We start from the raw sequence: 12207 nt of genomic DNA on the forward strand, positions 1-12207 counted from the left end.
TAATATTTAAGCCGAGAGGGTATATCAGCCAAAAAACCACCCTCAAAAAAAACTAAGGCTTAAGCTTCAACACTCGGTCAATATCTTCAGCGGAATGGCGCTCTGGTACTTGCTCCCACTCTTCGCCAAATGAACGGTTAACTACTCGGCCGCGTTGGAAACCTTCACGCGCTTCAAGTTGCTTCGCCCAACGAACGACATTGGTGTAAGACTCAACTTGTAGGAACTCAGCTGCATCATAAATTTTACCTAGCACAAGGTTGCCATACCAAGGCCAAATCGCGATATCAGCAATAGTCAGCTCTTCTCCCGCAACAAAAGTGTTATTCGCTAACTGTTTGTCTAACACGTCTAGCTGGCGCTTCGCTTCCATCGCGAAACGGTTAATTGGGTACTCTTGCTTTTCATCAGCGTAAGCGTAGAAGTGGCCAAAACCGCCGCCTAGGAATGGCGCTGAACCTTGTGCCCAGAACAACCAGTTAATGGTTTGTGTTCTTGCTGTCCCTTCTTTTGGTAGAAAGTGACCAAATTTTTCAGCTAAGTGCATCAAGATAGATGCCGATTCGAAAACATTCACGTCTTCAGCACCAGACTTATCAACGAGTGCCGGTATTTTTGAATTCGGATTCACTCCAACAAAACCAGAAGAGAACTGTTCAGCTTCACCAATGTTGATCAAGTACGCATCATATTCAGCTTCTTTAACACCCGCCGCTAACAACTCTTCCAGCAAGATGGTGACTTTTTGACCGTTAGGTGTACCAAGGGAATACAATTGAAAAGCATGGTCACCAACAGGAAGTTCTTTATCAAAGCGAGCGCCAGATTCAGGACTATTGATGTTTGCCCACTTATTACCACCAGCAGTATCGTTAACCCAAACTTTTGGCGGAGTGTATTGTTCTGACATGATATTTCCTTATTAATATGGGGTAGCTTTAACTGATATTAGGTCACCGACTCCGAGTTAAAACCCCTGAATACAATTTCTTTTCAAACTGTTAAGCATGGCTTATTCCAGAAAGAAATAACCTGTTTTATGAGATAGCACACGTAAAAGATAAGTGCCTAATCAAACCGAAGCCACATAACGGTTAGTACGAAACATGATTTAGTTACGACATGCCTACAGGTTAAAGAAAGCTGTGATAAAATCGGGAGATTACAATTGATAAGGATTTGGCAATGTCTTCTGATTACACTGGCTCGAGTGCAGCGTACGCTCGTCAAGAGAAAGGCTACCGTGAAAAAGCACTCAAACTGTACCCATGGGTTTGTGGTAAGTGCGCGCGTGAATTTGTTTACTCGAACTTAAGAGAACTGACCGTTCACCACGTCGATCACGACCATACAAACAACCCTGAAGATGGCAGCAACTGGGAACTATTGTGCCTTTACTGCCACGATCATGAACACTCAAAATACACAGATCATGACCGTTATGGCGTCGATGCAAAAGCGAGTTTAGATGATCATCAATCAGCTACACACAATCCATTCGCAGATCTTGCGAAGTTGATGAAGAAATAACTTTCTACTAAAAGTTCGGGTTCGTAGCGAATGAGCGAAAAAGCAGAAAATACAAAAAGAAGAATTATTGAGGCGGCCTTTGATATTACCTTGAATGAAGGCTTTGATGCTGCAACATTTACTCGGTTGTCTAAAAAAGCGGTTATTTCACGTAGTGGCATCAATACACACTTCAAGCGTAAAGAAGATCTCGCTTTAGAGTTAGTATCAAAGTATGTAGAGATCATCAAACAACCACTCAAATTTGAATCAGCAGAGGCGTTCTACCAATCTTGGACTGAGGCGTTCGACAACGATTCAAGGTTTAAGAAAGCAATCCTAACTGCGGGCCCAATAATACCTAAGCTTGATGGTGTTAAAGGCCTATTTGATTCAATACAAGGTGATGAACAAGAGGTTCAAAGTTGTGTTTACAAGTGTGTCGGCTACGCCGTAATTCACGCGTAACATTGAATTTAAGCTAGAAAAACCTATCTAGCCCCAACCTTTATGCAAAATCGTCCCCCTGCTCTGCACACCAAATAGGCCACTAATTCAGTGGCCTATTTTCCAATCAATTAAATCTACATTTGTTTAAGATGATTTTGGGTAGTTGGGTCACATTGAATATCGCGATACTGATCTTTAGTTTGTAGAATTTCGTCAATCGACCGTATGAAGGCATCAACGACTTCTGGATCAAAGTGGCTCCCGGATTCTGACTTTATTAATGCTATCGCTTTCTCATCACTCCATGCTTCTTTGTATGGCCTAACGGTAGTCAATGCATCAAATACGTCAGCTATTGCAATAATTCGTGCTGATAAAGGGATTTGCTCACCCATTAAATTGTAAGGATAGCCGGACCCATCCCATTTCTCATGGTGTGCTATCGATATGTCCTTAGCCATGATCAACAAAGGGCTACTATGCTCTCCGATAATCTTCGCTCCAAATATAGGATGTGCTTTCATAACATCCCACTCTTGCGTGGTTAGTTTGCCTGGTTTATGTAATATCTTATCTGGAATCCCTATTTTCCCGATATCGTGCATCGGCGCAGCAGTGAATAAGTTTTCACACCATTGCTTTGTACAACCATAATTTACTGCGACAATTCTTGCGTAATGGCTCATTCGAACCACGTGCATCCCGGTATCATTATCTTTAAATTCAGCAGCATTACCCAACCGCTCAATCAAACTTCGATTTAACGCAATTTGTTTGCCCGTCACTTTTCTAACAATGATCAATGTAAAGCCGAGGCTCAAAATAACAAAAGCACTCATACCGGATGTAATGATAATCAAAGCCCACTGAAAGTCGTTGTGCTCAGTTAGTGCCTCATCAACATCGATCTTCGCTATAAAATTAGCCTGAAACGTACTTTGCTTACTTGCAACAGCAAACACCTTAGTTCCTTGGTAATCTGTAGTGCGCTCCATATCACTAATGTCACCATTACTCGGCGGTTGTGAAATAGTGATAATTCCATCTTTCTTATTACCTAGACAATTCCCTTTCTTACAACGCGATATCACAATGCCCGACGTATCAACTGCGAGCATCTCTCCCGTATTTTGAAAATATTTTTTGTAGTCATCAGGGAAAAACAACTCATCGGTCAGTATTTCACTGACAATTACACCAACGATTTTTCCGGATTTCTGTTTAATAATTGGAGTAGAAAAAAACAGATTTCCTTTGTAGTCTTGCTCAATGTGGTCGTAATAAGCACCTATCGAGAATATTGATGCTCGTCCCCGAAGAGCTTCTAGAAAATACGGATAGATATCTGCATTGAATTCATCATAAACAACGCTATCCCCATAGTTAGTCAACACTGACCCTTTAGTATTTAATACCACGAATGCATTGTTTCCCCCGATATGTAAGTTTTCGTACCGTTTGAAAACTTGAATTAGTCGATTCTGATTGTTTTTTATTGATACGTTTACCTGTTCATTTCGCGTAATCATGAGCTCATCAAACACGTTGATAAACTCGTCAGTTGAAGTGATGAAGTCAAAAGTACTTTTCATCAAGTTAACTTTGTTTTCAACACCTTCTTGGTAACCACGAACAACGCTATTAAGGTCACTTCTCGTTCTTTCGATTGCATAACTTCGACTAGAATCAATCAATAAATAACTCACCGCCGTTGCGATCATGACGAAAAATATGATGGAGATTAGAAATGAATAGAGAAACTTATTTGAGTTGATATCGAAGCTCGATAGCTTTGCATCAGATCTCTTTAGAGCCGCATGGAATATGCCCGATAAAAGCAAGATAACAAGTACAAAAACAGCCGCATAATATCCAATGTGGAAACGGTCATCCGTTAAAGGTTCATCATCAGAGATATAAAGATGCACTTTACCTATGACCAATCCGTCATAAACAATATCAGTGTTGGCGTAATCCGAATACAAACGTACATTTTCATCGATAGAACGGTTGAAATAGGCGCTGTTTTCGCTCTTGAAGTACGTCAATGCGCTCTTCCCGCTTACAACATCTTTTATATCGAGTGCATTGATCGATTCGTTGTGAGTAATAATCGATTCAACCGTCATCCGCAGGTTTTTTACATCCAAATTGTATAAATGAGGAGCGATCAAATCCGATATTTTTGCAGCTATTTTTAACGGTGTGTTTCTTGCCTTTAAATGGCCATTTGAATCCTGAATTGTCGCTAAGAAAATCAAATAAAAGCTTAAGATGATCATTAAACCAATGAGCAAGTGTGTCGTTTTCAACCTGCTCATTAGGACTCTCCTAACTTTTTATACTTATCAAATAATTGTGTGATGTAACCTTGAGATCGTAGAAACTTGATTGCCTCATTAATCTTAGGAAGAGACCCCTCATTCACTTTTGTTAATCTAATTCTTAATTCAAAATGCTTCATTGGCTTTGTGACCCCAATGAGTTGCTCGTTGATCTCTTTAGCTTCTGCGATGACTAGAGGCATAAACATATAATCACAACGGTTCATTTCGATCATCTTTTTTGAATTATTTTCTGTAATACTGTCTTTGTCTGAACCCCCAATGTTTACGTCATAAAAACCTAAAACAGAACAAGAAGTCAGCGTTTTAAACGCACTCAACGTATTGGGCGGAGATTCAAAGTGAGAACGCCGATAGATAACCACTTCAGACGTTCGATACAACGGAATACTGTACACACTGTTCTCAAGCTCAAGAAGTTCGGTTCGCCATTCTTTCGCTATCCCAGGTTCAACATCCATCTTCTGGTATTTCATTAAGTGTCGAACCCGCGACTGTGGGAAAAAATGATACTTGAAGCGGATTCCTGTCATCTCTCCAATTTCATTCAAAAGATCAATATAGACACCCTTCTCAGGGGTTCCGAACTTCGGTTTGACAAAATAGGGGTACCTATCTTCATTCATTAAGGCAACATTGAGTACATCAACGTCACCATTCGCCTGTATTTGTGCGTGTACCTTTATAGAGAAAATAAAACTCATAGAGATAACGACTGCTTGCCATACTAATTTCAAGTTTTGATCTCCTGTTCATTCTCCACCACCCAACTCATACAAAACAAACGGTCAGGTTTTATGATAAATCAACATATTTACAATGACTATTGTAAATATATCGATATTTTATAATAATATAACGCACACCGATCAGTTCGATTAACTTAATAGTTCTTGTTGATATTTTGACAAGCCAAACAAAAACAAAACAAAAAAGGACGACGTCCGTGAATGTAGTATACATCATCTTGATCATTTTATTTGTAGCTGTTAAAGCGCCAGCACAAACCCATTTAGATGAATCACTCGTAATGAAAATACGTTTTGAAAGTAGAAATGTAACCTACGACTACACAATGGACGAGCTAACAAAAATAGCCCCAAACCAACTCTCGACACCACTGCCTTGGCGAAAAGAGAAACGAGCTTACCAAGGAATCTATCTGGAAGATTTGCTCAAACATCATGAACCATCTCTGAACATACGTTGTATTGAGATCGTCGCTGCAAATGGATACAAAGCGACATTTACTCAAGACAGTCTTGCCAACACACACTTTTTCTTAGCGTATCAAGACGAAGGACAACCAATATCCATTAGGCAAAAAGGGCCTATTACTGTGATCAGTGATTTAAACAACCTCAACGACCAAGCTATGCGAGATCTGTCACTTGCTTACCACCTAGTCTGGTTTGCCAATGAAATTGTTGTTTTTGAAGAGTGAGGAAAAAACAGTGAAACATGACAAAGTCAAAAGAAGCTTGGCATTAGCAATCTTCTTCACCTTATTACTGTTCGTTACGTTGAGAATCAATGAAGCACACACTGAACATGACCGTGAAACCGTAAAATATATCGAATTGATAAAAGCTTCTTATTGGGCTTCTTGGCGATTTGGAAGAGAAGTTCATGAACTGGAAATGGAAGTGTCAGACACAATATACAATGATGTAGATTCGCCTCAAAAAATAAAAAATAGGATTGATTTCCTTATTGTTAACTATGAGTTCTTGACTACAGACGCAAACGTATTCAAAAAATTTCAAGGTTATGCAAAGAACTCGATTGCTAATCACATTGAACAATTAGACCACCATTACAATACGCTTTTGTCGCAAGAAAATTGGCGACAACATTTACCTGAAATTTTGGGTACGGTCTCCAACATAAAGGTTCTTTATGATGACGTGGTGTTGTACGAACTCAAGGGCTATGATCTCTCTGAATTTGTGAATACGATAAAAGATGATCGAAAAAGCCTGTTGTATGCGATATATATGGCGATTATTGGCGCTGCGATAACAATTCCCGCCATCACTTATTTAACTCGTAGCCTCAAAGTAAAATCACTTAACCTTGAAACCGACTACCTTACTGGGCTTAAAAACCGGAAATACTGCTTAACTGCACTAAAAAGACATATAGAAAAAAGTGAACCTTTTGGCTTTTGCTTTTTAGATTTAAATGGGTTTAAAGAAGTTAATGACACTTTGGGACACGATGCAGGGGATCAGCTTCTCAAAATCATTGCTAGGCGAGTTCAAAAATCGATAAAAAGTTCTGATACTTTTGCTCGACTCGGAGGTGATGAGTTTGGTTTAATTATTGTTAATTTTGAGCATCATGTAGACATTGAAGTTGCACTAACTCGGATAATGGGAATGATAAGCCAGCCGATTGAGCTCGAAGGAAACATAATCCAAGTTGGGTGTTCCGCAGGTATTTCCATCTACCAACAAAAACACTTTTCATCAGAAAAAGAGCTCATGTCTGCCGCTGATTCTGCGATGTACAAAGCAAAATCGGAGAAGCACAATCAACTCAACAATTATGCATTTTATCAAAATTAAACAAGATTTTTACTTGTCTATACTCTGACTTGAGAGCAATTAAATAGTACAAATATTTTCACTTTACATCTGCACCCAATTTCCAATCAAGGGTAAGGTTTGTTTGTATTTTGGCAACGATCTTCCTTAACCGATACATAAGTAAGAACATTGAACGTAACAAATCGTCTAGTTACAACTAGCCAAATCAAGAACCGGTTTAGCATCTACTGGAGCACCAATTCTTGACTCATATCTTAAATAACATGAATCATTCACAAGGTTGCCATTTAGCATATTGTTAGGGAAGGTTATTTCCACGTAATAAGCATTGCTGATGTTATTGTTAGATTGTACGTCTGTCAGAACAAAATCGCCTGAACCGTCAACTTCAATACCGTCAACCAAAACGGACAGCGTTTTTACATCCGCAGGGGAATATCCGTACCAAAAAGTACAATCACCACAACCGGGTATAATTGCTGCGGCCGAAGCCCCTTTAGTTATAGGATTCCCTTCCGCGTTAGCCACTAGCATTTTTCCATAAGATAAGTTGATTGCAGACTCAATAGCTCCTTTTAGCCCCTTCAATGACGCGTTTCTTGCATCACTCTGCAAATTCAAAAAGCGAGGTGCTGCAGTCACTACCAACACCCCAAGGATGACTATCACTACTACAAGTTCAAGCAAGGTAAAGCCTTTGTTTTTATACATAATGATTAACCTCACACATGGCTATTAGCCTTGTTCTTGTTAATTTTTTCAATGATATCTTTACTCTCGATTCTTTTTAATAAGGGGACCATTATCGAACTTTAACTCGACTTGATTTCGGCTGCTTCATTTGGTCTCGAGTGCTGTATTCCTATCAATGTAGTTTGCCTTATACTTCAAATATGCTAGAAGCACTGGTTGATAAATACCAAGCCACATAATTTGTGGCTCACTCCTCGCAACATTGATTGTTTAATATGAATCAATTCAGCCATTAAGAAACAACAAGGCGAATAAAAGAAACACGAGCAATATCAATAGATCTTGTACTTCATTGTTGAACACTAACGACTACTCCAACGACAACTATCCAATTTAATAAGCATTGCTTTGGCACATCTCCTTAACAAAAAAGGATGCCGTCCTTTTTTTTGCTATAGTAAACGCCTGACGAGCAATTCGTCAAACACATATTATTTCAATAATGCAATTTTAGGTAAGGTACTCAAATTCTGATTGTTTGAGCTCAGGCAGGATCAAAAGGAGCCTTCCGAAGAAGGCTCCTTTTTAGAATTCTGAATTATACAGCGGCTTGTTTGCGAGACTCTTCTACCTGCTTAGCGCGCTTTTTAAGCGTCAACTTATCGCGGTATGCAAACCAAACGTAAGTAACAACCACTAAGAAGAACAGGTATGACAACGAGAATATGAATGGCGATTGAATAATGTCGTTTGAGATACCCCAAGAAACACCGATAACCGTCACTGCAATTTTTGCGAAGAAGCCACACATTAATAGCATCAAAGCCAACTGTGGGAAGCGTGTGCTGCGGAATGCCAGCCAGTAACAACTACCAACTGCTAACGCCGCAATATAGAAGCCGAATAGGAAAGAGTGAATATGGTCAGCTGCTGCTACACCACCAGAAATTGACATCAATAAAATTAAAAACAGTTTCATAATACTCGCCTCACCATAAGTTGGAAACGCATCCTTTCAAATTTGGAATCTTTGTTTGCGTACTATTTTCCCACTTTTCACGGACAACACAACCCCTCAAATCGAACAAAATGTAAACAAAGGTGCTAACAAAAAGCCAAGTTAACAATTAGTTAACATACTGTTTTTAATAAACCTCCGTTACCCCTTGTCTCATATGAACAAAGCGTCATTCCGATTTATTTTGTTACACAAAATTAACCTTAGAAAATATTTAAAATAATTCGTAACTCTGTGATATCCGCACGGGATACGTGGACAATCTGAAATGTGTACCGAAGAATCCCTTAAAAAATAAGCCCGCCACGCTAAAAAGAACAAAACAGAAAGGTATTGGACACAACTTCAAAACCAACAAAAAACAACCCATTAACAACTTTGGGTTTATTTACCAAAAATGGAAAAAGAGATTCCAATCACATTTTTATTGGTTATAATCCGCGCTCTTTTGCGCTGTCTGTTGATAAACGCAAACTAATTTTTAAGAAACAATCACAATAACCCGTCTTTAGTTAAGTGGTTCACCACTGACCAACGACAAAACTGAGAATAAAAATGAGCAAGATTGATAAAGCATCACGTATCCTGCTAGCAGGCTTCTGTATCAACCTTTGTCTTGGCATCCTGTATGCTTGGAGTGTATTTAACAAGGCGTTAGTGACTGAAGCTGGTTGGAGTGCAGCAGAAGCATCTTCACCTTACGCTATTGCAACTATCACATTCTCTGTTTGTCTTCTTGTTGCAGGCATTCTTCAAGACCGTATGGGCCCACGTAAGATCCTTATTCTTGGTACAGCGCTTACTGGCCTAGGTATGATTGCTTCTGGTTTCGCTACGACTCCTATGATGCTAAACCTAACGTTTGGCGTGATGACAGGTGCTGGTATCGGCTTCGGTTACGCATGTCTTTCTCCATCAGCAATGAAATGGTTCCACTCTTCTAAGAAAGGTATGGTTAACGGTCTAATCGCTGCAGGCTTCGGTCTTGCTGCTATTTACCTAGCACCACTAACTTCTGCGCTAATCGATAGCATGGGTATCCAAACAAGCTTTATGATTCTTGGTGTTGGTGTACTTGCAATCGCAGTACCTCTAGCGGCAACGATCAACAACCCACCAGCGGATTACACGCCAGCTGAGCCTAAAGTAAAAGAAGGCCAAGCACCTAAAGCGGTTAAGAAGACTGAAGACCTAACATGGAAAGTAATGCTGAAGACTCCTCAGTTCTACTCTCTATGGATCATGTACGCATTTGCTGCTTCTGTTGGTCTTATGATCATCGGTAACATCACTACGATTGCTAGCGTTCAAGCGAACCTACCAAACGCGGTTTACCTAGCGTCTATCCTTGCTGTATTCAACTCAGGCGGTCGTGTTGCTGCAGGTATGCTTGCAGATAAAATCGGTGGCGTACGTACTCTACTTCTAGCGTTCATCCTTCAAGGCGCGAACATGGCTCTATTCGCTACGTTCAACTCTGAATTCACGCTAATCATTGGTACGGCTATCGCAGCTGTTGGTTACGGTACACTTCTAGCAGTATTCCCAACACTAACTGCGGAATTCTACGGCCTGAAAAACTACGGTACTAACTACGGCGTGCTTTACACGGCATGGGGTATCGGTGGTGCTATCGGTGCTGCGGTTGTTGGTTACTCAATGACGAATGGTGAAGGTTACGGCCTAGCTTACACAATCTCTGCTGCTATGATGGCCGTGTGTATTGTTCTAGCTATCGTGACTAAACCAATCTCAGAAGCGAAAGCAACAGAACTTAAGCAAGCAAGCGCTTAATTCAGTTCTCGATTGATTAAAAATAGAAAGAGCTTAACCTTAGGGTTAGGCTCTTTTTGTATCAAGCGACTAACCCATTGACGATAGAAACCACTCCTCAACTCTCCCCTACTTATTATCTCGACAACTTTAATCGACTGATTGCACACGCTCAAACGCTCTACCCCGATCTTCTGAGTGACGCTGAATGCCGTTGGTTGTCTGAATACAAACGTCTTTCAGTTTCAAGTCAGTGTCTAATGGTTCGTTTGCTTTCACGTAAGGGTTGCTGGTTTCGAAGTGATAAACTCAGTTATATTGAGATTCCAGATCTAAAAATCGCCCTACAAGAGCTAAACGCATCGAGCTTCATTACATTAAGTCACCCAACTGAACAACATAACCTCGTCATTAGTGATCTTGAATTAGGATTGCATCTACTGACTAAACCAGAGCTGTTGAACGCATTCCCATCTCTTAAGAACGATAAGACAGCGAAGAAAGACGAACTCTTGGCTTTGCTCGACCACCAACGTTTTAATCAGTTCCAAACTTTGTCGTTCGATTGTCTTTACGTTGTCGAATCTGAAGTGATTGATGTCTTGCTGCTACTGTTCTTTGCCAATACTTATCAAGACCTAAGCCAATTCGTTCTTAGCGATCTTGGAATCAACACCTTCGAAAACTACCCATTAAGCAAACAGCGCCGTTTCTTCTCCTCTAGAGAACAGCTCAATCAACTGCTCCAGATGCGCGATATTCAACGCCAATATTCTGAGGGCGACCGTAAAGACCCAGAGTTTCTTGAACTCCTTTTACAATCGATACCCGCTGAATCGGAGCACAGGAGCATAGCCAGAAAACGATCGCGTTTGATCAACGACATCGCTCGCGATCTAGAAAGGCTCAACCAAAACGACCAAGCTGTCTTTTGGTTCAAACAATCTGTGCTTCCTCCGAGCAGAGAACGACTTGCACGCATCTATGACAAGCAAGATGAGCTAAACTCAATGTGTGACATTGTCACGCAAATGAAGACTGCTCCATCGGATGTGTCAGAATTGGAAGTCACTATCAAGCTTCAAGATAGGCTACTACGGAAACAGGGCCACAAAGTTTCACGAACCATAAAACCGAACTGCAAAGAGATAAAACTGGAATTAGACCTCAGCCAAACGCGAGTCGAACTTGCGGTGAAGCAACACTTTGAAAGCCAAGGTTGGGATGTCTACTTCTCAGAGAACAGTTTTCTTTGTGGCTTGTTCGGTTTGGCTTTCTGGGATGTGATTTTCGCAGATGTTGAAGGCGCCTTTATCAATCGCTACCAACATCGACCGTTGGATCTGTACCATTCAGATTTCGTAGATAAACGAGCAGAGCAGGTCGAAGCCGTGTTCCAAACCCTATCCGAGCGCGGGCTAAACCACTTGCTTGATATCTACGAGCAAAAACACGGTATTGCTAACCCATTTGTTCATTGGAGTCATTTCCCTAAATCGCTCATCGAACACAGCATGAATTCAGTTCCAAATGCACTAGTTGTCGACCTCTTCAAGGTGATATTGAGTGACCTAAAATTGTTCCGAACTGGGATGCCGGATTTGATTGCGTTCAAGGGCGAAGAATTTCATTGGATTGAGGTCAAAGGTCCCGGCGATAAATTGCAAGACAACCAATGGCGATGGATCAAAGAGTTCGAGCGATTATCTGTTCCATTCTCGGTTTGCTACGTCAATCATTAGATAGTTGCCTAGCTCTAGTCTCTAGTCTCTAGTCTCTAGTCTCTAGTCTCTAGTCTCTAGTCTCTAGTCTCTAGTCTCTAGTCTCTAGTCTCTAGTCTCTAGTCTCTAGTAAATAACTTACATCA

General features: G+C 40.5%; 11 protein-coding genes. 6 read left to right on the top strand and 5 right to left on the bottom strand.

What is annotated here, in order from left to right:
* Window positions 1-52: 52 nt before the first annotated feature.
* Window positions 53-910 carry a glutathione-dependent disulfide-bond oxidoreductase gene (gene yghU / locus OCV44_RS15140; RefSeq protein ID WP_139684164.1) on the bottom strand — a complete coding sequence of 286 codons (858 nt, stop codon included), beginning with the start codon at window positions 908-910 and terminating at the stop codon, window positions 53-55.
* A gap of 275 nt (window positions 911-1185) precedes the next feature.
* On the opposite strand from yghU, the gene OCV44_RS15145 reads away from it, so the two are divergent.
* Together OCV44_RS15145 and OCV44_RS15150 are read left to right on the top strand one after the other, a co-directional pair.
* Window positions 1186-1530, top strand: coding sequence for a YajD family HNH nuclease (locus OCV44_RS15145; RefSeq protein WP_139684163.1), 345 nt, complete (start codon window positions 1186-1188; stop codon window positions 1528-1530).
* A gap of 30 nt (window positions 1531-1560) precedes the next feature.
* Window positions 1561-1977: a TetR/AcrR family transcriptional regulator gene (locus OCV44_RS15150; protein WP_139684162.1), complete on the top strand. Its 417-nt coding sequence runs from the start codon at window positions 1561-1563 to the stop codon at window positions 1975-1977.
* Between the two features lie 116 nt (window positions 1978-2093).
* Here OCV44_RS15150 and OCV44_RS22290 read toward each other — a convergent pair whose 3' ends face one another.
* Window positions 2094-4280 carry an HD domain-containing phosphohydrolase gene (locus tag OCV44_RS22290; protein WP_390903461.1) on the bottom strand — a complete coding sequence of 729 codons (2187 nt, stop codon included), beginning with the start codon at window positions 4278-4280 and terminating at the stop codon, window positions 2094-2096.
* Window positions 4280-5041 carry a substrate-binding periplasmic protein gene (locus tag OCV44_RS15160; protein WP_139684161.1) on the bottom strand — a complete coding sequence of 254 codons (762 nt, stop codon included), beginning with the start codon at window positions 5039-5041 and terminating at the stop codon, window positions 4280-4282. The genes OCV44_RS22290 and OCV44_RS15160 overlap by 1 nt, the downstream gene beginning before the upstream one ends.
* A 209-nt stretch (window positions 5042-5250) precedes the next feature.
* Here OCV44_RS15160 and OCV44_RS15165 point away from each other — a divergent pair, with 209 nt between their 5' ends.
* The gene (locus OCV44_RS15165) at window positions 5251-5748 is read left to right on the top strand and encodes a hypothetical protein (RefSeq protein ID WP_139684160.1); all 498 of its coding nucleotides are present in this window, start codon (window positions 5251-5253) and stop codon (window positions 5746-5748) included.
* Between the two features lie 10 nt (window positions 5749-5758).
* Window positions 5759-6874, top strand: a complete 1116-nt coding sequence (locus tag OCV44_RS15170) for a GGDEF domain-containing protein (protein WP_170213702.1) — start codon at window positions 5759-5761, stop codon at window positions 6872-6874.
* A 168-nt stretch (window positions 6875-7042) separates the two neighbouring features.
* Here OCV44_RS15170 and OCV44_RS15175 read toward each other — a convergent pair whose 3' ends face one another.
* Window positions 7043-7567, bottom strand: coding sequence for a prepilin-type N-terminal cleavage/methylation domain-containing protein (locus tag OCV44_RS15175; RefSeq protein WP_139684158.1), 525 nt, complete (start codon window positions 7565-7567; stop codon window positions 7043-7045).
* Window positions 7568-8147: 580 nt separating this feature from the next.
* Complete coding sequence (locus OCV44_RS15180) at window positions 8148-8528, bottom strand: hypothetical protein (protein WP_012600906.1); 381 nt, start codon at window positions 8526-8528, stop codon at window positions 8148-8150.
* 594 nt (window positions 8529-9122) lie between these two features.
* On the opposite strand from OCV44_RS15180, the gene OCV44_RS15185 reads away from it, so the two are divergent.
* Both OCV44_RS15185 and OCV44_RS15190 read left to right on the top strand, forming a co-directional pair.
* Entirely contained in the window at window positions 9123-10361 is a 1239-nt protein-coding gene (locus OCV44_RS15185) for an L-lactate MFS transporter (RefSeq protein ID WP_009844864.1), read from the top strand.
* Between the two features lie 56 nt (window positions 10362-10417).
* Complete coding sequence (locus OCV44_RS15190; protein WP_139684157.1) at window positions 10418-12082, top strand: VRR-NUC domain-containing protein; 1665 nt, start codon at window positions 10418-10420, stop codon at window positions 12080-12082.
* The last annotated feature ends 125 nt before the right edge of the window (window positions 12083-12207 follow it).

Origin of the sequence: Vibrio tasmaniensis (genome assembly GCF_024347635.1) — a bacterium.
GTDB lineage: Bacteria > Pseudomonadota > Gammaproteobacteria > Enterobacterales > Vibrionaceae > Vibrio > Vibrio tasmaniensis.